This is a genomic window from Oryzibacillus soli, from assembly GCF_051594765.1.
Lineage (GTDB): Bacteria > Bacillota > Bacilli > Paenibacillales > NBRC-103111 > Paenibacillus_AR.
The window spans coordinates 1-19,453 of sequence record NZ_JBPPGJ010000028.1 but is presented as its reverse complement, the minus strand read 5'-3'; the positions used below and the strand labels follow the sequence as shown (position 1 = coordinate 19,453).

Annotated in this window: 31 protein-coding genes; 29 read left to right on the top strand and 2 right to left on the bottom strand. The window is 52.1% G+C overall.

Features of this window, described 5'->3' with window-relative positions; genetic code table 11:
* Positions 1–3: 3 nt before the first annotated feature.
* The 26 genes from rplX to salA all read left to right on the top strand — a co-directional run bounded on the left by rplX (position 4) and on the right by salA (position 15,594).
* Positions 4–360 carry a 50S ribosomal protein L24 gene (gene rplX / locus ACSEXW_RS26165; protein ID WP_438449138.1) on the top strand — a complete coding sequence of 119 codons (357 nt, stop codon included), beginning with the start codon at positions 4–6 and terminating at the stop codon, positions 358–360.
* A gap of 27 nt (positions 361–387) precedes the next feature.
* Positions 388–930, top strand: coding sequence for a 50S ribosomal protein L5 (gene rplE, locus ACSEXW_RS26160; protein WP_438449137.1), 543 nt, complete (start codon positions 388–390; stop codon positions 928–930).
* A 30-nt stretch (positions 931–960) separates the two neighbouring features.
* Positions 961–1,146 carry a type Z 30S ribosomal protein S14 gene (locus ACSEXW_RS26155; RefSeq protein WP_438449136.1) on the top strand — a complete coding sequence of 62 codons (186 nt, stop codon included), beginning with the start codon at positions 961–963 and terminating at the stop codon, positions 1,144–1,146.
* A 30-nt stretch (positions 1,147–1,176) separates the two neighbouring features.
* On the top strand, positions 1,177–1,575 hold the full coding sequence (gene rpsH / locus ACSEXW_RS26150) for a 30S ribosomal protein S8 (RefSeq protein WP_438449135.1): 399 nt from the start codon (positions 1,177–1,179) through the stop codon (positions 1,573–1,575).
* Positions 1,576–1,605: 30 nt separating this feature from the next.
* A complete protein-coding gene (rplF, locus tag ACSEXW_RS26145; protein WP_438449134.1) occupies positions 1,606–2,148 on the top strand; it encodes a 50S ribosomal protein L6 in 543 nt (180 codons plus the stop codon).
* Between the two features lie 61 nt (positions 2,149–2,209).
* Positions 2,210–2,572 (top strand): 50S ribosomal protein L18, encoded by a 363-nt coding sequence (gene rplR / locus ACSEXW_RS26140; protein ID WP_438449133.1) that lies wholly within the window; start codon positions 2,210–2,212, stop codon positions 2,570–2,572.
* Between the two features lie 32 nt (positions 2,573–2,604).
* The gene (rpsE, locus tag ACSEXW_RS26135) at positions 2,605–3,102 is read left to right on the top strand and encodes a 30S ribosomal protein S5 (RefSeq protein WP_438449132.1); all 498 of its coding nucleotides are present in this window, start codon (positions 2,605–2,607) and stop codon (positions 3,100–3,102) included.
* Between the two features lie 12 nt (positions 3,103–3,114).
* Complete coding sequence (gene rpmD / locus ACSEXW_RS26130) at positions 3,115–3,303, top strand: 50S ribosomal protein L30 (RefSeq protein ID WP_438449131.1); 189 nt, start codon at positions 3,115–3,117, stop codon at positions 3,301–3,303.
* Positions 3,304–3,356: 53 nt separating this feature from the next.
* The gene (rplO, locus tag ACSEXW_RS26125; protein ID WP_438449130.1) at positions 3,357–3,797 is read left to right on the top strand and encodes a 50S ribosomal protein L15; all 441 of its coding nucleotides are present in this window, start codon (positions 3,357–3,359) and stop codon (positions 3,795–3,797) included.
* Entirely contained in the window at positions 3,797–5,095 is a 1,299-nt protein-coding gene (secY, locus tag ACSEXW_RS26120) for a preprotein translocase subunit SecY (protein ID WP_438449129.1), read from the top strand. Before rplO ends, secY begins: the two co-directional genes overlap by 1 nt.
* A gap of 78 nt (positions 5,096–5,173) precedes the next feature.
* A complete protein-coding gene (locus ACSEXW_RS26115; RefSeq protein WP_438449128.1) occupies positions 5,174–5,824 on the top strand; it encodes an adenylate kinase in 651 nt (216 codons plus the stop codon).
* Positions 5,824–6,576 (top strand): type I methionyl aminopeptidase, encoded by a 753-nt coding sequence (map, locus tag ACSEXW_RS26110; protein ID WP_438449127.1) that lies wholly within the window; start codon positions 5,824–5,826, stop codon positions 6,574–6,576. The genes ACSEXW_RS26115 and map overlap by 1 nt, the downstream gene beginning before the upstream one ends.
* A 9-nt stretch (positions 6,577–6,585) precedes the next feature.
* A complete protein-coding gene (locus tag ACSEXW_RS26105; protein ID WP_438449126.1) occupies positions 6,586–6,888 on the top strand; it encodes a hypothetical protein in 303 nt (100 codons plus the stop codon).
* Positions 6,889–6,890: 2 nt separating this feature from the next.
* Positions 6,891–7,109 carry a translation initiation factor IF-1 gene (gene infA / locus ACSEXW_RS26100; RefSeq protein ID WP_438449125.1) on the top strand — a complete coding sequence of 73 codons (219 nt, stop codon included), beginning with the start codon at positions 6,891–6,893 and terminating at the stop codon, positions 7,107–7,109.
* A 61-nt stretch (positions 7,110–7,170) separates the two neighbouring features.
* On the top strand, positions 7,171–7,284 hold the full coding sequence (gene rpmJ / locus ACSEXW_RS26095) for a 50S ribosomal protein L36 (RefSeq protein WP_023388342.1): 114 nt from the start codon (positions 7,171–7,173) through the stop codon (positions 7,282–7,284).
* An 18-nt stretch (positions 7,285–7,302) separates the two neighbouring features.
* A complete protein-coding gene (gene rpsM / locus ACSEXW_RS26090; RefSeq protein WP_438449124.1) occupies positions 7,303–7,671 on the top strand; it encodes a 30S ribosomal protein S13 in 369 nt (122 codons plus the stop codon).
* Positions 7,672–7,690: 19 nt separating this feature from the next.
* Positions 7,691–8,089: a 30S ribosomal protein S11 gene (gene rpsK, locus ACSEXW_RS26085; protein WP_438449123.1), complete on the top strand. Its 399-nt coding sequence runs from the start codon at positions 7,691–7,693 to the stop codon at positions 8,087–8,089.
* 128 nt (positions 8,090–8,217) lie between these two features.
* Positions 8,218–9,162, top strand: a complete 945-nt coding sequence (locus tag ACSEXW_RS26080) for a DNA-directed RNA polymerase subunit alpha (RefSeq protein ID WP_438449122.1) — start codon at positions 8,218–8,220, stop codon at positions 9,160–9,162.
* A gap of 32 nt (positions 9,163–9,194) precedes the next feature.
* Positions 9,195–9,560, top strand: coding sequence for a 50S ribosomal protein L17 (rplQ, locus tag ACSEXW_RS26075; RefSeq protein WP_438449121.1), 366 nt, complete (start codon positions 9,195–9,197; stop codon positions 9,558–9,560).
* A 116-nt stretch (positions 9,561–9,676) separates the two neighbouring features.
* Positions 9,677–10,441 carry a tRNA pseudouridine(38-40) synthase TruA gene (gene truA, locus ACSEXW_RS26070; protein WP_438449120.1) on the top strand — a complete coding sequence of 255 codons (765 nt, stop codon included), beginning with the start codon at positions 9,677–9,679 and terminating at the stop codon, positions 10,439–10,441.
* 180 nt (positions 10,442–10,621) lie between these two features.
* Positions 10,622–11,062, top strand: coding sequence for a 50S ribosomal protein L13 (gene rplM / locus ACSEXW_RS26065; RefSeq protein WP_438449119.1), 441 nt, complete (start codon positions 10,622–10,624; stop codon positions 11,060–11,062).
* A gap of 18 nt (positions 11,063–11,080) precedes the next feature.
* The gene (gene rpsI / locus ACSEXW_RS26060) at positions 11,081–11,473 is read left to right on the top strand and encodes a 30S ribosomal protein S9 (protein ID WP_438449118.1); all 393 of its coding nucleotides are present in this window, start codon (positions 11,081–11,083) and stop codon (positions 11,471–11,473) included.
* A gap of 222 nt (positions 11,474–11,695) precedes the next feature.
* Positions 11,696–12,388, top strand: a complete 693-nt coding sequence (locus ACSEXW_RS26055; RefSeq protein ID WP_438449117.1) for a phosphoadenylyl-sulfate reductase — start codon at positions 11,696–11,698, stop codon at positions 12,386–12,388.
* Positions 12,389–12,414: 26 nt separating this feature from the next.
* Positions 12,415–13,605 (top strand): sulfate adenylyltransferase, encoded by a 1,191-nt coding sequence (sat, locus tag ACSEXW_RS26050; RefSeq protein WP_438449116.1) that lies wholly within the window; start codon positions 12,415–12,417, stop codon positions 13,603–13,605.
* A gap of 79 nt (positions 13,606–13,684) precedes the next feature.
* Positions 13,685–14,440, top strand: coding sequence for an N-acetylmuramoyl-L-alanine amidase CwlD (gene cwlD, locus ACSEXW_RS26045; RefSeq protein ID WP_438449115.1), 756 nt, complete (start codon positions 13,685–13,687; stop codon positions 14,438–14,440).
* 47 nt (positions 14,441–14,487) lie between these two features.
* Positions 14,488–15,594 (top strand): iron-sulfur carrier protein/transcriptional regulator SalA, encoded by a 1,107-nt coding sequence (gene salA, locus ACSEXW_RS26040; RefSeq protein WP_438449114.1) that lies wholly within the window; start codon positions 14,488–14,490, stop codon positions 15,592–15,594.
* 41 nt (positions 15,595–15,635) lie between these two features.
* Here the strand turns inward: salA and gerD are convergent, their stop codons facing one another.
* A complete protein-coding gene (gerD, locus tag ACSEXW_RS26035) occupies positions 15,636–16,466 on the bottom strand; it encodes a spore germination lipoprotein GerD (RefSeq protein ID WP_438449113.1) in 831 nt (276 codons plus the stop codon).
* Between the two features lie 155 nt (positions 16,467–16,621).
* Here gerD and ACSEXW_RS26030 point away from each other — a divergent pair, with 155 nt between their 5' ends.
* Entirely contained in the window at positions 16,622–17,236 is a 615-nt protein-coding gene (locus ACSEXW_RS26030) for a KinB-signaling pathway activation protein (RefSeq protein WP_438449112.1), read from the top strand.
* Between the two features lie 16 nt (positions 17,237–17,252).
* Here ACSEXW_RS26030 and pdaB read toward each other — a convergent pair whose 3' ends face one another.
* Positions 17,253–18,014: a polysaccharide deacetylase family sporulation protein PdaB gene (gene pdaB / locus ACSEXW_RS26025; RefSeq protein WP_438449111.1), complete on the bottom strand. Its 762-nt coding sequence runs from the start codon at positions 18,012–18,014 to the stop codon at positions 17,253–17,255.
* A 127-nt stretch (positions 18,015–18,141) separates the two neighbouring features.
* On the opposite strand from pdaB, the gene ACSEXW_RS26020 reads away from it, so the two are divergent.
* Together ACSEXW_RS26020 and ACSEXW_RS26015 are read left to right on the top strand one after the other, a co-directional pair.
* Positions 18,142–18,750 (top strand): stage II sporulation protein M, encoded by a 609-nt coding sequence (locus ACSEXW_RS26020; RefSeq protein ID WP_438449110.1) that lies wholly within the window; start codon positions 18,142–18,144, stop codon positions 18,748–18,750.
* Positions 18,751–18,857: 107 nt separating this feature from the next.
* Entirely contained in the window at positions 18,858–19,079 is a 222-nt protein-coding gene (locus ACSEXW_RS26015; protein WP_438449109.1) for a hypothetical protein, read from the top strand.
* Positions 19,080–19,453: the final 374 nt, after the last annotated feature.

Here is a 19,453-nt window from a genome sequence, read left to right as displayed (position 1 = left end):
TCAATGCCTAGACTGAAGAAAATCAAAGAATCCCACAACAATAAGCTGCACGTGAAGAAGGATGACACTGTCATCGTAATCACAGGCAAAGATAAAGGGAAAAAAGGTCGCATCATCGAAGCTTACCCGCGTCTCAACCGCGTACTGGTTGAAGGGGTAAACATGGTGAAGAAGCACCAGAAGCCCACCCAGCAAAACCCGCAAGGCGGCATCATCGAGCAGGAAGCGGCAATCCACGTTTCCAACGTTATGCTGATCGATCCGAAAAGCGGCAAGCCGACCCGCGTTGGCTACAAAGTGTTGGAAAACGGAGAAAAAGTTCGCGTTGCGAAAAAATCCGGTGAAGTAATCGACAAATAAGCAGTTAGGAAAGGAGGTCCATAAAGCATGGCGGCAAGAATGAAAGATCGTTACCTGAACGAAATCACTCCTGCTTTGATGCAGAAGTTCAACTATACGACTGTGATGCAAGTGCCGAAAGTTGAGAAAGTCGTTATCAACATGGGCGTTGGCGAAGCGGTTGGCAACTCCAAGATTCTGGACGTTGCTGTGGATGAATTGCAGCGCATCGCTGGTCAGAAGCCGGTTATCACTCGGGCGAAGAAGTCCATCGCAGGCTTTAAACTCCGTGAAGGAATGCCGATCGGCACGAAAGTCACTCTTCGCGGCGAGCGTATGTTCCACTTCCTGGATAAGCTCTTCAACGTGGCATTGCCCCGCGTCCGTGACTTCCGCGGCGTAAGCAACAAAGCGTTCGACGGCCGCGGTAACTATACCCTCGGTCTGAAGGAACAGCTGATCTTCCCGGAAATCGAGTATGACAAAGTAGACAAAATCCGCGGTATGGATATCGTTATCGTCACAACTGCCCGTTCTGATGAAGAAGCTCGTGAATTATTAACCCAGTTGGGCATGCCGTTTGTGAAGTAAACGGGCCTGACTCTCGGAGGTGTGTAAAGAGTGGCAAAAACTTCGATGAAGATCAAGCAGCAGCGTGAACCGAAGTTCAAGGTTCAAGCCTATACCCGCTGCGAGCGCTGCGGCCGTCCCCATTCGGTACTGCGCAAATTCAAAATTTGCCGGATTTGTTTCCGCGAATTGGCATACAAGGGCCAGATCCCTGGCGTAAGGAAAGCAAGCTGGTAATCACCCCATTACGGGAAGGAGGTTCGCAAAATGGTTATGTCCGATCCTATTGCAGATATGCTTACACGTATCCGCAACGCTAACACTGTCCGTCACGAAACCGTAGAGATCCCGGCTTCCACCATCAAGAAGGAGATCGCCGAGATCCTGAAAAAAGAAGGTTTCATCCGTGACGCTGAATATATCGAGGATAACAAGCAGGGGATCATCCGGGTTTTCCTGAAGTATGGTCCTAACAACGAGCGCGTTATTTCCGGCCTGAAGCGAATCAGCAAACCGGGTCTTCGTGTATACACCAAATCCACAGAGATCCCGCGCGTTCTCGGCGGCTTGGGTATCGCGATCATCTCGACATCCAAAGGCGTTATGACTGACAAAGAAGCTCGCCAGTCCAAAGCAGGCGGAGAAGTTATCTGCTACGTGTGGTAATACAGCATTAACAAGAATGGAGGTGTCACCATGTCTCGTATTGGTCGCAAACCGATCGCAATCCCGAACGGAGTAGACGTTAAGCTGGATAACACGCTTATCACAGTGAAGGGCCCGAAAGGCACCTTGTCCCGTGAACTCCATAAGGATATGAAAGTAACTGTTGAGAACAACGAAATTACGGTTGAACGTCCGTCCGACCATAAGCTTCACCGCTCCCTGCACGGCACCACCCGCAGTGTGGTTGCCAACATGGTAGCAGGCGTTACCGAAGGGTATGCCAAGAACCTGGAGCTGGTTGGCGTAGGTTACCGTGCCAATAAAACCGGCAATAAGCTGGTCCTGAACGTCGGTTACTCCCATCCGGTAGAGATTACTCCGGAAGCAGGAATCGAGTTCGAAGTTCCGGCTCAGAACAGAATCACCGTTAGGGGCATCGACAAGGAACTGGTAGGCGCAACTGCCGCTAAGATCCGCGAAGTCCGTCTGCCGGAGCCGTACAAAGGCAAAGGTATCAAGTACGAAGGCGAGCGCATCCTGCGTAAGGAAGGCAAAGCCGGTAAGAAGAAGTAATCCACTTGAACGAGTGGCTTAGCAAATCTGCTTCGTAAGCAGAAGGGAGTGAACCATTCTCATGATTACAAAAGGCGATAAGAACGAAGCCCGTGTAAAACGCCACCTGCGTGTGCGTAAGAAAATTACTGGTACTGCAGAGCGTCCGCGTCTGAACATCTTCCGTTCTTCGAAGCATATGTATGCTCAAATCATCGACGATACCCAAGGTGTTACCATCGTTTCCGCTTCCACCGTGGAGAAGGAATTGAATGTAACTAATGGGGGCAACGTTGATGCAGCCAAAGCCATCGGCGCCCTGATCGCTCAACGCGCGAAGGAAAAAGGCATCGTTAAAGTCGTATTCGACCGCAGCGGTTACCTGTACCATGGCCGTGTACAAGCGCTGGCTGATGCAGCCCGTGAAGCAGGTCTGGAGTTTTAATCGGAAAAATTCTTTACAAGGAGGTTAGTGACTTGCGCGTAGATCCTAATACGTTAGAACTGAAAGACAAAACGGTCCATATCAACCGCGTTGCTAAAGTCGTAAAAGGCGGACGCCGTTTCAGCTTCAGCGCACTGGTTGTTGTCGGCGACGGCAATGGTTGGGTCGGAGCCGGTATCGGCAAAGCGTCTGAAGTAGGCGACGCCATCAAAAAAGGCATCGAAGACGCGAAGAAAAACTTGGTATATGTACCGCTCGTCGGAACAACCATTCCTCACCAAGTCACCGGCAAATTCGGCGCAGGCCGCGTATTCATGAAGCCCGCATCCGAAGGTACCGGCGTTATCGCAGGCGGCCCGGTTCGTGCGGTTCTGGAACTGTCCGGTGTTGGCGATATCTTGACCAAATCCCTGGGCTCCAACAACCCTATCAATATGGTTAACGCTACTCTCGAGGGCCTTCAGCGCCTGAAGAAAGCCGAAGACGTTGCAAAACTTCGCGGCAAAACTGTAGCTGAGCTGTTAGGTTAAGGAGGGGAAACCATGGCGAAACAATTGCAAGTAACCCTCAAGCGCAGCTTGATCGGCCGTCCGGAATCTCAAAAGGTTACCGTACAAACCTTGGGCCTGCGCAAGCTTCACCAAAGCGTGCTCCATCAAGATAATGCCGCTATCCGCGGCATGATCAACAAGGTCAGCCACTTGGTTGAAGTTGTGGAAGTTGAAGCTTAAGATGAAAAGAAGCAACCATTCAGCATAAATACTGACTAAGGAGGTGCACAACGATGAAGTTGCACGAACTTTCTCCTGCTCCCGGATCGAAGCATCCTAAGAAGCGTGTAGGTCGCGGTACCGGTAGCGGTATGGGCAAAACATCTACTCGCGGTAGCAAAGGCCAATGGGCACGTTCCGGCGGTGGTGTTCGCCCTGGTTTCGAGGGTGGTCAAAACCCGCTGTACCGTCGTTTGCCTAAGCGTGGATTCAAAAACTTCAATCGCGTGGAATACGCAATTGTGAACCTGGAGGATCTGAACCAATTCGCGGCAGGTACCGAGGTAACCCCGGAATCCCTTATGGAAGCCGGAGTTGTCAAGAACCCTAAGGACGGCATTAAGATCTTAGGTAACGGTGAACTGACTGTTAGCTTGACAGTAAAAGCGAATAAGTTCTCCCAATCTGCGGTAGAGAAAATCCAGGCTGCCGGCGGTAAATCCGAGGTGATTTAATGTTTAAAACCATTTCCAACATCATGAAAGTAGATGAACTCAGGAAACGGATTTTATTTACATTAATCGTCCTGATCGTCTACCGTATCGGCTCGTTCATTCCGGTACCGAATATCGATACAGAAGTTCTGAAGGCGACCGACGCACAAAACGCGGACGTCTTCGGACTGATGAACGTATTCTCCGGGGGCGCGCTTTTCAAGTTCTCTATCTTTGCGATGGGGATCATGCCGTACATCACCGCTTCCATCATCGTTCAGCTGCTTTCCATGGACGTTATTCCGGCGTTCGCGCAGTGGGCGAAGGAAGGTGAAGTCGGCAGGAAAAAGCTGGCTCAGATTACAAGGTACGGAACCGTGGTATTGGGGTTGATTCAAGCTTTCGCGACGTCGATCGGCTTTAACAACTTCTATCGTGGTCTTGTGATTGATCCGCAGTTTACAACTTACTTGTTAATCGCCATCGTGCTGACTGCGGGAACTGCTTTCCTGATGTGGTTAGGGGAACAAATCACCGAGAATGGTATCGGCAACGGGATATCGATCATCATCTTCGCCGGTATCGTTGCTTCGATTCCGTCGACGATCCAGACGATCTACCTGAAGCTCTTCAAGGATGCGGGAGAAGCGCTGTTCCTGAATATCGTAACAGCTGTACTGATCCTCGTCGCGGTGGTCGTGATCATCGCCGGCGTCATCTTTGTCCAGCAAGGGATCCGGAAGATTCCGGTTCAATACGCCAAACGAGTGGTTGGACGCAAAATGTACGGCGGTCAATCGACCCACCTTCCGTTGAAGGTGAATGCCGCGGGAGTTATCCCGGTCATCTTTGCATCCTCCCTTCTGTATTTCCCGTCCACGATCGCCCAGTTCTGGCGCGGTAACGCTGTGGCGGATTGGATTCTCCGAGAATTCACATACCAACGGCCGCTTGGCATGGTACTGTTTGTTCTTATGATCATCGGGTTTACGTTCTTCTACACGTTCGTGCAGTTCAACCCGATGCAAATGGCTGACAACATGAAGAAAAACGGCGGATACATTCCTGGAATTCGTCCGGGCAAAACAACGGCAGTTTACCTGACCCGCGTGATGACCCGCATTACGCTTTCCGGTGCCATCTTCTTGTCGTTGATCTCCTTGCTTCCCGTGTTGTTTGTAAGCTTGGCAGGTCTTCCGAACTCTGTCCGAATCGGTGGTACATCGCTCCTGATCGTGGTGGGTGTTGCACTGGATACGATGAAGCAGATCGAGAGCCAACTGATCAAACGCCACTACAAGGGCTTTATCAACAAGTAAGCACACGAGAAGCGATACAGGATCGGCGAAAATCACGCTTTGGTTTTTGTCGATCTCCTTCGGGGGAGGTTAGCGAGCATGAACATTCTGTTTATGGGCCCTCCGGGAGCCGGGAAAGGCACCCAGGCCGAGAAGATCGTGAATGAATTTCAAATCCCGCATATCTCGACGGGCGATGCATTTCGGGCGGCCATGAGCCAGGGTACGCCTCTGGGCATTGAAGCCAAGAGCTATGTGGACAAAGGTTTACTGGTACCGGATGAGATCACCAACGGAATCGTCCGGGATCGTCTTGCCCAGCCGGACTGCGACAAAGGCTTTCTGCTGGACGGTTTTCCGCGGACGATCGCACAAGCCCAAGCACTGGATGGCATGCTGGCTGAGTTGGACAAAAAGATCGACGTCGTATTCAACCTGGTGGTAGACCGCGGCCTTCTCCTGGCCCGTCTCACCGGACGCCGGATCTGCAAATCCTGCGGAGCAACCTACCACGTCATCTTCAACCCACCCAAGCAAGAAGGCATCTGCGACAAGTGCTCCGGCGAGCTCTACCAGCGTTCGGACGATACCGAGGAAAAAGTCGGTACGCGGCTTGACGAGTATTCGAACAAGACCGCGCCTCTGCTGGACTACTACCGGAACAAGGGAATCCTGCACGAGGTAAACGGGGAACAGGACATTCATCAGGTTACTGCGGAAATCAGCTCTATACTGCGAGGTCAGTCCTAATGATCATATGTAAGTCCGAAGGCGAACTGCTCCTTATGAGAGAAGCAGGCCGGATCGTAGCGGAGACGCACAAGCTTCTGGCCAAGGCGGTCAAACCTGGAGTAACGACGAGGCAATTGGATCAATTAGCGGAAGACTTCATCCGCAGTCAGGGTGCGGTACCGTCCTTCAAAGGTTATAACGGTTTCTCCGGCAGCATCTGCGCTTCCGTCAACGAGGAATTGGTACACGGGATACCCGGTGACAGGGTGTTAAACGAAGGCGACATCATAAGCATAGATATAGGGGCGCAATACAAAGGCTACCATGGTGATTCGGCTTGGACCTACGGGGTTGGAGAGATCACTGCGGAAGCCAAGAAGCTTCTGGAGGTTACCGAACGTTCTTTGTACGAAGGACTGGCGTTAATCAAACCAGATGTACGCCTCTATACGATTTCCAATGCAATACAGCGTTGTGTCGAAGGTGAAGGGTTTTCGATCGTCCGAGAATACGTCGGACATGGAATCGGCAGTCAGCTGCATGAAGAACCCCAGATCCCGAACTATGGTGCTCCGGACCGCGGACCGCGGCTGAAGCCCGGAATGGTATTGGCCATCGAACCCATGGTGAATGTCGGTGAGCGCTTCGTGCGTACGCTGGCGGATAACTGGACGGTGGTCACGGTGGATGGATCTTTATGCGCACACTTCGAGCATACGGTTGCCGTAACGGCAGATGGATACGAGATTCTCACATTACAGACTCCGTAGGTGAGCGGCGTGGAACAAGACAAACAGCCTGTAATCGGTCAGATTGTCAAGATCCTGCGCGGTCGTGAATCCGGCCAGTATGCGGTTATCATCGGTTTGGAGGATCAGCGGGTTGCGCTGATAGCCGACGGTGGTAAGCGGAAGTTCGATCATCCGAAGAAGAAAAACCTGCTTCATCTGGAACTGCAACCGGAAATCAGCGATATCGTCGCCAATAGTTTGCATGAAACCGGACGGGTAACCAACGGCAAGCTGCGACACGCAGTTGCCAAGTACGAAGAAGCTCAACGAGCGCAAGCGAAAGGAGAATGACCGTGGCCAAAGAAGACGTTATCGAGGTGGAAGGCAAAGTAATCGAACCGCTTCCCAATGCGATGTTCAAAGTGGAATTGGAGAACGGCCATCAAGTTTTGGCCCATGTGTCCGGCAAAATCCGGATGCACTTTATCCGTATCCTGCCGGGCGACAAGGTGACAGTGGAATTGTCTCCGTATGACCTGACACGAGGCCGGATCACGTACCGTTACAAATAAATGTGTTTGATTCTTACGAAGTAAGTCTTGTCGTTTGATAAGACTACCAGGAGGGTTTACCATGAAAGTAAGACCGTCGGTTAAGCCGATCTGCGAAAAATGCAAGGTCATCAAGCGTAAAGGCAATGTCATGGTGATCTGCGAAAACCCGAAGCACAAGCAAAAACAAGGATAAGGAGGTTGTGTCTCTAACATGGCCCGTATAGCTGGTGTTGACTTGCCCCGCGATAAGCGCGTGGAAATTGGTCTGACGTATATCTTCGGCATTGGCAAAGCCACTGCCCAACAAATTTTGGCTTCTACCGGTATCAGCCCGGATACCCGTATCCGTGACCTGACCGAGGATGAAGTAAGCAAGCTGCGTGAATACATCGACCGTAACGTTAAGGTGGAAGGCGACCTTCGTCGTGAAGTGTCCCTGAACATCAAGCGCCTGATCGAGATCGGCTGCTACCGTGGTGTTCGTCATCGTCGTGGTCTGCCGGTTCGCGGACAGCGTACCAAAACCAATGCTCGTACCCGTAAAGGTCCTCGTCGGACTGTAGCGAACAAGAAGAAGTAATAAGGGGGGATAACTCGCAATGGCTAAACCTAAATCCAAAGTCGTTCGTACGAAACGCCGCGACCGGAAAAACATCGAATCTGGTGTTGCTCATATCCGTTCCACGTTCAACAACACGATCGTTACCATCACCGACCCGCACGGGAATGCAATCTCCTGGGCAAGCGCAGGTAACCTGGGCTTCAAGGGCTCCCGGAAAAGCACTCCGTTCGCCGCTCAGATGGCAGCTGAATCTGCAGCAAAAGCAGCAATGGAGCATGGCATGAAAGCCGTAGAGGTCATGGTTAAAGGTCCTGGCGCAGGCCGCGAAGCAGCTATCCGCTCTTTGCAAGCAGCCGGTCTGGAAGTTAACTTGATCAAGGACGTAACTCCGATCCCTCACAACGGATGCCGCCCGCCTAAACGTCGCCGTGTATAATCAAGCGGATGCAGTAGTATAAATCTTCCAAATACGTGCATAATGTTTGGAAGGGATAGGCATACTACTTGATTTATGGGGTAATACCGTATCCAGACGGAACGACGTTTCGAAGGAGGGTTATTTTAATGATAGAGATCGAAAAACCGAAAATAGAGACCGTAACGATCCACGATGACGGCACATACGGCAAATTCGTGGTCGAGCCGCTGGAACGCGGATACGGCACGACACTCGGTAACTCCCTGCGCCGGATTCTTCTGTCTTCCTTGCCGGGCGCCGCAGTGACTTCCGTTCAAATCGACGGGGTTCTGCATGAGTTCTCCACCATTCCCGGTGTAACGGAAGACGTAACGGAGATCATCCTCAACCTCAAGGGACTATCGTTAAAGATTCATTCCGACGAAGAAAAAGTTCTCGAGATAGATGCAGAAGGGGAAGGGCAAGTTTTCGCCGGCGATATCCGTACGGACAGCGACGTCGAGATCTTGAACCCCGACCTTCTCATCGCCACGTTGTCCTCCGACGCCCGACTTCATATGCGGATTCACGCTAATAGAGGCCGGGGATACGTATCGGCAGATAAGAACAAGCGCGAAGATACTCCTATCGGAGTCATTCCGATTGATTCCATCTACACACCGATTACTCGCGTGAACTACACCATCGAGAACACTCGTGTCGGTCAAGTGACCAACTATGATAAACTCACCCTCGAAGTTTGGACCGACGGAAGCATTCGTCCGGAAGAAGCTGTTAGTATCGGTGCCAAGATCTTAACCGAACATCTGATGCTCTTCGTTGGCCTTACCGATGAGGCCAAAGACGCGGAGATCATGGTGGAGAAGGAAGAGGACAAGAAGGAAAAGGTTCTGGAGATGACCATCGAAGAACTGGACCTGTCTGTCCGCTCCTACAACTGCCTGAAACGCGCAGGCATCAACACCGTTCAAGAGCTGATCACGAAGACCGAAGAAGACATGATGAAGGTCCGTAACTTGGGCCGGAAGTCTTTGGAGGAAGTTCAAGAGAAGCTGGAAGAACTGGGACTCGGTCTTCGTTCCGAAGACTAATCGGATCATGAATGAAAGAAGGAGGGAACACCATGGCATACCAAAAGTTGGGTCGTGACTCCAGCGCGAGAAAAGCTCTTTTCCGCGATCTGGTGACCGACTTGTTCATACAAGAGCGTATCCAAACTACCGAAGCTAAAGCGAAGGAAGTTCGTTCCATCGCAGAAAAGCTGATTACCCTGGCCAAGCGTGGCGATCTGCATGCACGCCGTCAAGTAGCAGCTTTCGTTCGCAGAGAGGACGCAGGCAACGATCAAGACGCAATCCAAAAGCTGTTTACCGAATTGGCCACTCGTTACTCGGAGCGTCCAGGCGGGTACACCCGTATCCTGAAGCTGGGGCCTCGTCGCGGCGATGCTGCTCCTATGGTTTATCTGGAACTGGTGGATCGGGCTTAAGACGGATGAGAAAGGGTGGACAGAGCCAATGGTTCTGATGAAGCCCTTTTTTTGTATTCCCCTATCCTAGGATGGGGATGCACGTCTAGCAACCGATCTCCAGGGGAGGATCCGCTGTGAGAAACATTGCCATGGTGATCGGTTACGACGGAACGGGGTATTCGGGTTATCAAACCCAACCCAGCGGCAACACCATTCAGGATAAACTGGAGGCTGCCGTAAGGGCTCTGACGGGTGAAACCGTTAAAATCCACGGCTCCGGTCGTACCGATGCCGGCGTGCATGCCAAGGCGCAGGTGGTTCATTTTCATACGGAATCCCGAATTCCTGCCGAGCGGTGGAGCTTGGCTCTGAATACCCGCCTTCCCGACGATATCGTCGTATACAAGGCATGGGAGGCCCCCCTGGAGTTCCATTCCAGGAAGTCGGCCAAGCGCAAGACCTATCGCTACTGTATTCAGAATTCGAGATTTCCTGACTTGGAGCACAGGCGGACAAGGCTCCATCACCCGATGCCACTTGACACAGCTGCAATGCGGCAGGCCTTGGCTTGTATCGTCGGGGAGCATGACTTTACTTCGTTTTGTACGGTCCGTTGCGAGAAGGATTCCAGAGTCCGCACGATCTATGCCGCGGAGCTCATTGTGATTCCTGACCCGCTGCCGGGGGACGATCGAGCGTGCTCGATTCATATCGAGATTACCGGAAACGGCTTTCTCTATAACATGGTTCGGATTCTGGTAGGCACGCTGATTGAAATCGGGCAAGGAAAAGTCGGGCCCGCCGAAATGAGGCGGATCCTGGAAGCCCAAGACCGCAGCAAGGCCGGTCCGACAGCAGTTTCGCATGGTTTGACCTTGTGGCGTGTTGAGTATCAATAAGATGTTGCTATTCATCATGTTCTGTAGTAATATAGTAGTTGGTGTTTCACAACTGGCACCCCCACTTGCCCCGAGTTGTGAAGCAACCGACCCTGAAGTGTCGCACCATGAATAACTCCATCCGGACAGCGGATGATCGATTTCGTAATTTTCTTTGTGAAAGCCCTAAGGAGGATAACCATGCGTACCACATATATGCCACAAGGCAATAATGCAGTTGAGCGCAAATGGTACATCGTCGACGCCGAAGGCAAAACCCTCGGTCGTCTGGCCAGTGAAGTGGCCAGTATCATTCGCGGCAAACATAAGCCGGAGTTCACTCCGAATGTTGACACCGGTGACTTCGTCGTCGTAATCAACGCCAGCAAGATCGTGCTGACCGGTAAGAAGCTGACTAAGAAGATGTACTACCGCCACTCCCATTACCCGGGTGGCCTGAAAGCCACTTCCGCCGGCGACATGATCAAGAACAAGCCGGAACGGATCATCGAGCTCGCAGTTCACGGCATGCTACCGAAGAACCGTCTGGGCGACGCTATGAAAACCAAGCTCAAAGTGTACGCTGGTGCCGAACATCCGCATCAAGCTCAACAACCCGAAGTTTGGGAACTTCGCGGATAATAAAGGGAGGACCATTTCATGGCAACTGTACAATACTATGGAACGGGTCGTCGTAAACACTCGGTAGCACGCGTGCGTTTGGTTCCGGGTGAAGGACGAATCGTCATCAATAAGCGCGATATCAACGAATATTTCGGCTTGGAGACCCTCAAGCTGATCGTCAAGCAACCGCTGGTCTTGACTGAGACTCTGGGTCAATACGACGTAATCGTCATCGCTAACGGCGGCGGCATGTCCGGTCAAGCCGGCGCCATCCGTCACGGCATCTCCCGTGCTCTGCTGAAAGCAGACCTGGAGCTACGCGGCGCACTGAAACGTGCAGGCTTCCTGACACGCGACCCTCGTATGAAGGAACGGAAGAAGTACGGCTTGAAAGCTGCTCGTCGTGCTCCTCAGTTCTCCAAACGTTAATCGGTACTTCACAGAAAACCTTCTTCGCACCCTTGGTGTGGAGAAGGTTTTTTTTCACGGTTGGGCGCATGGGTTCATATAATGAACCGTGCCTATAGAAAGGTTTTTACCAACTTGAAAAAAAGGTTGACAGCACCCGGGTCCAAATATAAAATGATCTTATCGATAACCTTTAATTCACATATAAATAGTAGGATATACATTATCGGGGAGGCAATGACGATGAATTTGTTTGAGAAGGAAGCTCTTATCAACAAAGCAGCAGAAGAATTCGAGAAGCAAGGGCCGGAAGCATTGATTAAGTGGGCGGTGGAGACATTCCCGAACATTACGTTGGCCTGCAGCTTCGGCGCAGAAGATGTGGTGTTGGTGGATATGCTGCAGAAGATCAGTCCGAAAAGCGACATTTTCTACCTGGATACCCATCTACACTTCCAGGAAACCTACGAAACCCGCGACCGGATGGAAGCTCACTATGGTTTGAAATTCGTCAAGGCGGAGACTGATTTGACCTTGGAGCAGCAGGCGGAGCAATTCGGTGAAGAGCTGTGGAAGAGCGACCCGAACAAATGCTGCAACCTACGCAAAGTAGATCCGCTTACTGCCATTCTGGGAAAATACGATGCATGGATTACCGGTATTCGCCGTGACCAGGCTCCAACCCGGGCTAATGCCAAGAAGGTGGAATACGATGTGAAGTTCGGTCTCGTGAAGTTCAATCCGTTGGCGGACTGGACCTCCGATGATGTATGGAACTACATCCGGGAGAACAATATCATCTACAACCCGCTGCATGACAACTATTATCCGAGCATCGGCTGCGAGAAGTGCACCCGTCAGGTTATGCCGGGTGAAGATCCCCGCGCGGGACGCTGGTCGGGCACGGATAAGACTGAATGCGGCCTGCATAAATAAAACCAGATCCCGGGAGGAGCATACACGTGAGAGAAACGATTCAAGCCCATGGCGGAAGCCTGGTGAACCGTTTGGTTACCGGAACGGAACGCGAGGAGCTGTTGAGCATCGCAGCGAGTCTTCCGTCCATCGCAGTGAACAAGTGGACCATATCCGATATCGACTTGATTGCCATCGGCGGATTTTCCCCGATCACCGGATTTATGGAAGAAGAAGACTATGTATCCGTTGTGGAGAACATGCGTTTGGCCAACGGGCTGGTGTGGAGTATTCCGATTACGCTAGCTGTGGATTCCGTACAAGCCTCCAAGCTGAAGATCGGCCAGCAAGTGGCGTTGGTTGGCGAGCATGACCAAGTCATCTACGCCATTCTGGACGTTCGCAGCATCTATACCGCCGATCAGAAGAATGAAGCGGTTAAGGTCTACAAGACCGATGACGCGGCGCATCCCGGCGTACAGAAGCTCTTCTCCCGCCCGAATACGTACCTAGGTGGACCGCTGCAGGTTCTGAACCGTCCGAAGCCGGAGAAGTTCGAGGAGTTCTACTTCACACCGGCTGAGACCCACAGGATCTTCGTAAAGAAGGGCTGGAAGACGGTTGTAGGCTTTCAAACCCGGAACCCGGTTCACCGTGCCCATGAGTATATCCAGAAAAGCGCTATGGAGATCGTGGACGGTCTCTTCCTGAATCCGCTAGTAGGCGAGACCAAGTCGGATGATATCTCCGCTGACGTCCGGATGGAGAGCTATCTGGTCCTGCTGGAGAATTATTATCCCAAGGACCGCGTATTCTTGGGTGTATTCCCGGCAGCTATGCGCTACGCTGGGCCGCGTGAAGCCATTTTCCATGCGATGGTCCGTAAAAATTACGGGTGTACCCACTTTATCGTGGGACGCGATCATGCAGGCGTGGGCGACTACTACGGCACTTACGAAGCGCAGGAGATCTTCGTGAACTTCACAAAGGAAGAGCTGGGTATCACGCCGCTGTTCTTCGAGCACAGCTTCTTCTGCACCAAGTGCGGCAACATGGCCTCCAGCAAAACCTGTCCGCACGACAAGTCCGCTCACATCGCTCTCTCGGGAACCAAAGTACGCGCCATGCTGCGCGACGGCATCTGTCCGCCGCCGGAGTTCTCCCGGCCGGAAGTGGCTCAGATCCTGATCAACGGCATGAAGGAGCAGGACGAATCCCTCTCTGAATCCAAGCTGTAAGCGAAACTGCTTGTCATAAAGATCCACCTTTGTCCATATAGATTCATAAGAATCTAGTGGATACGAGGTGGATTTTTTCATGCGCGGATTAAGAAAGAGGGTCGTCGTTTGGCTCAAGCCCAACGGGTTGCTGAAGCTGGCCGCCTCGGCACTCTTAATCATGGTCATGGTGTTCCTGATCAGCTACGAATTGCCCGCGGCTAAGACTTGGACCTACTGGACCATGCCGCTGTCGGGCAAGGTAATCGCCATCGATCCCGGCCACGGAGGGCCGGACGGCGGTGCTTCCAGCAAGGAAGGTCTGATTGAGAAGGACGTCAATCTGGCCATTGCGCTACACCTTCGGGATTATCTGCAGCAGGCGGGAGCGATTGTCATTATGACACGGGAAGTGGATAAGGATTTGGCCTCACCGGGGACCAAGGGCTACAGCAGACGGAAGACAGAGGATCTGCTTGAGCGGGTGGAGCTGGTGAAGAAGAGCAAGGCCGACCTGATCCTGTCCATTCACCTGAACAGCATTACGTCTTCCCAGTGGAACGGTGCCCAGACCTTCTACAACCCGGATCGGCCGGGAAGCGACAAGCTGGCGGAGCATATTCAGAACGAGCTGAAGAAGAACCTGGGCAATACTGACCGGATCGCGAAGGCGAACGAAACCTTTTATCCCCTGAAGGCCTTGAAGATCCCCGGTGCCCTGGTCGAGGTCGGATTTCTGTCGAACCCTGCAGAAGCACAGCTGATGGCCTCGGAGAAGTATCAGAAAAAGGTAGCCACCTCCGTATATCAAGGGGTGCTGCGTTACTACTCGGGTGAAAAAATTGGAACTCCTTGAAACTATGCTATAATGGGTTCAGAAACTTGCTGACAAGAGGTGGAGACATGGTTACCAAAGAACAAGTTCTGGAATCCCTGCAGCATATATTCGATAAGACCTACAATCGCAGGTTGGTGGAGCTGGGCCTCATCCGCGATATCATGCTGAAGGATGGCCGTGTGAATCTGACGGTCGTATTGACCGAGGATAGCGAAGCGCTGAAGGGACAATATCGGCAGGACGTGGAGGAAGCTCTGAAGAAGCTGGGCGTGCAGGATGTTCATATCCGGTATCGGGTGATCTCCGATGCGGAGCGCAGCGAGACTGAACGGAAGCTGCAGCAGGGAGAATCCTCCGACAAGCAGCACAAGCATCAGACGACCCACGCGCCGGCTCCTGGCACCTCTCCGATCCTTTCGCCGGAATCCGGCGTTCAATTCATAGCCATTGCCAGCGGCAAGGGAGGCGTAGGCAAATCCACGGTAACGGTGAACGTGGCGGCGGCTTTGGCTCGCCAAGGCAAGAAGGTCGGGATCATCGATGCCGACATCTACGGCTTCAGCGTGCCCGACATGATGGGCATTGAGGAGCGTCCCCAGGTGGTAGACAACCGGATCCTGCCGATTGAACGATTCGGCGTCAAGGTGATCTCCATGGGCTTCTTCGTAGAGGATAACGCGCCGATCATCTGGAGAGGGCCGATGCTGGGCAAGATGCTTCGTAACTTCTTCTCCGAGGTGGAGTGGGGCGAGCTGGACTACATGATTTTGGACTTGCCTCCGGGTACAGGAGACGTGGCGCTGGACGTCCATCAGATGATTCCCCAGAGCAAGGAAATTGTCGTTACCACCCCGCATGCGACCGCTGCTTTCGTTGCAGCACGGGCGGGCGCCATGGCGCTGCATACCAACCACGAGCTTCTCGGGATCATCGAGAATATGTCGTACTACACCGAATCGAGCGGGGAAAAGGCCTATATCTTCGGCCGCGGGGGCGGTGCGAAGCTGGCAGAGGAGCTGCATACGGATCTGCTGGCTCAGATTCCGCTTGGAGCTCCAGACAACCACCCTTCCGAAGCGGAATATTCGCCTTCCGTCTACAAGGCGGAATCGGAGACGGGTCACATCTACGACGAAGTGGCCCGCAATATTATCGACAAGCTGAGCCGTTAAAAGGAGAAGGACGGGCCCGTCTGGGCCCGTCCTCTTTATCATTATTTCTTCTTATCCTTGGAAGAACCTTCCTCTTCACCGCCGCCACCGGATTCGCCGCCGCTGGAATCGCCACCGCCGCCACCGGATTCACCGCCGCCGCCAGACTCACCCCCGCCTGACTTCTCCCCGCCGGATTTATCACCCGACTTACCTCCGGATTCGCCTCCTCCTCCTTCGGATTTGCTTTCGGATTTGCCTTCGGATTTGCCTCCCGACTTGCCGCCATCCGAAGATAACAGCAGAGTCTCGTCCTCTTTTGGCTTCAGTTCCTCCTTGACGGCCCGCTGGAACATCTCGATGAGCTGTGCCTTATACAGAGGACTTTGCAATGCCTCTCGGATCACATCCATCATTTGCTGCCGGTATTTTGGGCTTTTCATGGCCTCTAATACAAGTCGTTGAAAGTCAGGAGTATCGAACGCTTCGAATAGAGCTTTTTGATACTCAGGATCCTTCATCAGATCCTTCTGCATTTGCTTCAGCGTCTTCTCTGAGGCCTTGGCGAAGCTGCCGGCGAATTTCGGGTCCGTCATGGTTTTTTCGAGCATCTTTACGCCATGATTTTCCGTGGTCAGAAGGTCCTTAACAGCAATCTGGATATTTTGCCCTTCGCCGGTAGCCAAGAGCTTGGTCGTCTTATCCTGGCTTTTGGACGAGGCCTCCTGAATCGCCTTCATGGCATCCTCAGTTTTGAGCACGTCCAGAACCATGGTTTTCGTATCCTTATAACTCTGCTGCTGTGGTTGTGCCTGCTGCTCCTGGCCGCACGAAGTGATGATGAACATAAGGGGGACAAGAGCGGATATAAGCCGGAGGCTATGGGCCTTCATAAGGGTTCATGCTCCCTTCCTTAGGTTGTCTATACGTGTAGTATGCTTGGCGGAATGAGGTTTCATGAACGGGATTATTAGCATTTTGTTGTGAAGGTTGGTACAATTAACTGGAATTTTCGGATATTTGAACGGTACGGTGGAGGGAACGCGTTGTGACAATTCGCAATTGGCTTCGATTGTTTTGGACGACCTTGCTGGCCGGCTCCGCTGCTGCTCTGGCTGCAGGCGGCGTATTGGTGGCCCTGTTTCCGGATTTTACGCTGATGGAGCTCTCCGAGCCTGGCTTTAATTGGCAGACGGGATCCTTGATCGTATTTGCGGGCGCTGCGGTAAGCGTAGTCAGTCATATCGGATTTTTCTCTTATTTAATCGTCCGGGATATCTTCCTGGGGATCTTGCGCTCCCACAAGCTCTGGAACATCTTCCAACTGATCGTAACCGCGGTATGCTTCGAGATTATGGTCTACATGCGCTGGACTTATAACGGCGGAGCAGAGGAGGGGGGCTGGTTCCCCTACACGCTTCTTCCGAGTGTGATGGCCTTGGTGGCCTTCGCGATCGCATACTGGAAGATCAAATGGACGAACCGCGCGGCGTTGGTACCCACTCTGTTCTTTATGTTTGTCGGCACATTCATCGAGGTGACGCCGGCGCTGCGTTACAACACTTTGTCCATCGTATTTATGCTTGTTCCGTTGTGGGCCAGCAATGCATGGCAGATTCTCATGCTTCCCCGCTTTCTTCGCAGAACAAAGGAGCAAGCCTAAGGCCTGCTCCTGTCTTTTATTCATCCACCTGGCTCGTCGTAATGGAGGACTGCTCCATCAGCTCGGAGACGGAGACGAATTCGTAGCCTTGCTCACGCAATCGGTCGATGATCTGTGGGAGAGCGTCTTGATTGTACTTTACGGAATCGCTGGCATGAAGGAGTATGATGTCCCCGGGGTGGGTTTTTGAAGTAACACGATCGACGATTTCTTGGGCGTTGGATGCTTTCCAGTCCAGAGAATCCGTTCCCCATTGGATCACCTTATACCCCAATTCATCTGCGACTCGGAGGACTCTTTTGTTGAAATCCCCATTGGGCAGCCGAATCAAGTTCGGGCTTTTGCCGGTTACTTCCGTTAAGATGGAGTGTGCCTTCTGGATCTGGGAGCGGATCTCATCATCGCTCAGACCGCTGTAATTGGTATGCTTGTGCCCGTGGCTTCCGATTTCATAGCCGGACTTGACGATTTGGTTGACGATGTCGGGGTGGCTTTTGCTCCAGGGAGACGATAGGAAGAAGGTGGCCTTTTGAACTTTTTTCTGTTCGAGAATTTGGAGAATCGGCTCCGTTCGCACTTCACCCCAACTGATGTCAAAAGTGAGCGCCACGACCTTTTTCTCCGTTGGAACACTATAAACCGCGGCCGGCTCCTGCAAGGAGAAGACGGAGATGTTTTCTTTCTCCGCATAGATGATACCCGCCGCGAAGAAGCAGGCCACGACGATGATGGCCATCTGCTTCAGCCTCTTGCCGTTTACGACATAAAAGAAATTCATGGGGAAGCCTCCTTGGCAGCCTCCCTTACGCCGGAACGGAGCGGGAGGGCTTGGTTCATGATTAGTACAATCTATGCTCGTACCATCAAGTTATGTCACTCTATCTGGAGGATTTGGAGGGGTTCGGATGAATTTTAAGCTGTTGTTTCTTCATCTTCGGGAGATGAAGCACTATTTGATTGCATCCTGCATTACGTTTGCCGTTGGGCTGTACTTAGGCTACATGGAGTCGGATAGCTTCATGTTCTATCTCAACGGGCAGACCGATCATATGAAGAATGTGGTGGAAGGGATCAACCGGATGGGGAACTCCCAATGGTGGTTGCTGGCCTTCATCTTCGCGAATAACGTCTTGGTATCTACATTCATGGTATATGCGGGGGTCATGTTCGGGATTATCCCCCTGTTCACGCTGATCTCCAACGGATTGTTCATCGGTTATCTGGCTCAGATTGCGATTCCCGAGAGGGGGATGGGCACCTTCCTGTTAAGCGTTCTCCCCCATGGGGTTATCGAGATTCCGGCAATCATCCTGGCTTGCTCGTACGGTATCAAGTTCGGAGCGCTGGCGGTTAAGAGTATTTTGTTCCTGCCACTTCCCAACCGCAGAGCGGCCAACAATCAACAATTCTTGAGGCTGCTGAAAGTCTCTTTGCCGTTGGTTCTGCTTTTGGTGATGCTTCTTTTTTCTGCGGCGCTAGTGGAGAGCTTCGTCACCTATGCGTTGGTGAATTGATTATTTTGCACGCTCATCATAAAAAAGCCATATTTTGTACATAACAGTAAAGCACACGCTATGACACCTGACCACTCTTTAGCCTAAGGTTTGAAGGGAGACAGACGATGCTGGGCTTTTTGTTTAACGAGAGAGAGTGCAGAGAACTGGATTACGTCCTGCGTAAAGAGCTGGACGAAATGCTTTACGACCTGAACGACAAGCGTATGGACAACGAGATTAAAGGGGCCATCGAAGCCCGTTATAAAATCGTCTTCCGTATGTATGCGCGTCTGGCTTCACCCAAGGACATCTCGAAGTATGCGCGCAACCGGATGCAGCACAATTGACCGCTAGAGGGAGAGAGCTTCTCGGACGAGGCGTATGGAGGCTTTCTCTCTTGGGTTTACGTATGCACCAGCGGCAATCATAGGGTGAAAAAAAGAAAGTCAAAAGAGGCGCTTGACTTTGGGGGATCAGCTGTGGTAATTTATTATTCGCCCCACTAAACAAGAACTTAAGACTTCGTTAAGAAGTCGTTTTTCAAAAAAAGTTCTTGCAATGTGGCAAGCGAATATGATATATTAAGAAAGTCGCCTCTGAGAGACGACAAAATGCAACAACAACTTAGCTCCTTGAAAACTGAACAACGAGTAGTAACAAAACACAGCCAAGTGTAATGAATGAGCTATATCGAACGAACCTTTTTGGAGAGTTTGATCCT

Coding starts and splice junctions, on each gene's coding strand:
- rplX (WP_438449138.1), top strand. CDS start 4: ATGCCTAGACTGAAGAAAATCAAAGAATCCCACAACAATAAGCTGCAC.
- rplE (WP_438449137.1), top strand. CDS start 388: ATGGCGGCAAGAATGAAAGATCGTTACCTGAACGAAATCACTCCTGCT.
- rpsH (WP_438449135.1), top strand. CDS start 1,177: ATGGTTATGTCCGATCCTATTGCAGATATGCTTACACGTATCCGCAAC.
- rplF (WP_438449134.1), top strand. CDS start 1,606: ATGTCTCGTATTGGTCGCAAACCGATCGCAATCCCGAACGGAGTAGAC.
- rplR (WP_438449133.1), top strand. CDS start 2,210: ATGATTACAAAAGGCGATAAGAACGAAGCCCGTGTAAAACGCCACCTG.
- rpmD (WP_438449131.1), top strand. CDS start 3,115: ATGGCGAAACAATTGCAAGTAACCCTCAAGCGCAGCTTGATCGGCCGT.
- rplO (WP_438449130.1), top strand. CDS start 3,357: ATGAAGTTGCACGAACTTTCTCCTGCTCCCGGATCGAAGCATCCTAAG.
- secY (WP_438449129.1), top strand. CDS start 3,797: ATGTTTAAAACCATTTCCAACATCATGAAAGTAGATGAACTCAGGAAA.
- ACSEXW_RS26115 (WP_438449128.1), top strand. CDS start 5,174: ATGAACATTCTGTTTATGGGCCCTCCGGGAGCCGGGAAAGGCACCCAG.
- map (WP_438449127.1), top strand. CDS start 5,824: ATGATCATATGTAAGTCCGAAGGCGAACTGCTCCTTATGAGAGAAGCA.
- rpmJ (WP_023388342.1), top strand. CDS start 7,171: ATGAAAGTAAGACCGTCGGTTAAGCCGATCTGCGAAAAATGCAAGGTC.
- rpsM (WP_438449124.1), top strand. CDS start 7,303: ATGGCCCGTATAGCTGGTGTTGACTTGCCCCGCGATAAGCGCGTGGAA.
- rpsK (WP_438449123.1), top strand. CDS start 7,691: ATGGCTAAACCTAAATCCAAAGTCGTTCGTACGAAACGCCGCGACCGG.
- ACSEXW_RS26080 (WP_438449122.1), top strand. CDS start 8,218: ATGATAGAGATCGAAAAACCGAAAATAGAGACCGTAACGATCCACGAT.
- rplQ (WP_438449121.1), top strand. CDS start 9,195: ATGGCATACCAAAAGTTGGGTCGTGACTCCAGCGCGAGAAAAGCTCTT.
- rplM (WP_438449119.1), top strand. CDS start 10,622: ATGCGTACCACATATATGCCACAAGGCAATAATGCAGTTGAGCGCAAA.
- rpsI (WP_438449118.1), top strand. CDS start 11,081: ATGGCAACTGTACAATACTATGGAACGGGTCGTCGTAAACACTCGGTA.
- ACSEXW_RS26055 (WP_438449117.1), top strand. CDS start 11,696: ATGAATTTGTTTGAGAAGGAAGCTCTTATCAACAAAGCAGCAGAAGAA.
- cwlD (WP_438449115.1), top strand. CDS start 13,685: ATGCGCGGATTAAGAAAGAGGGTCGTCGTTTGGCTCAAGCCCAACGGG.
- salA (WP_438449114.1), top strand. CDS start 14,488: ATGGTTACCAAAGAACAAGTTCTGGAATCCCTGCAGCATATATTCGAT.
- gerD (WP_438449113.1), bottom strand. CDS start 16,466: ATGAAGGCCCATAGCCTCCGGCTTATATCCGCTCTTGTCCCCCTTATG.
- pdaB (WP_438449111.1), bottom strand. CDS start 18,014: ATGAATTTCTTTTATGTCGTAAACGGCAAGAGGCTGAAGCAGATGGCC.
- ACSEXW_RS26020 (WP_438449110.1), top strand. CDS start 18,142: ATGAATTTTAAGCTGTTGTTTCTTCATCTTCGGGAGATGAAGCACTAT.
- ACSEXW_RS26015 (WP_438449109.1), top strand. CDS start 18,858: ATGCTGGGCTTTTTGTTTAACGAGAGAGAGTGCAGAGAACTGGATTAC.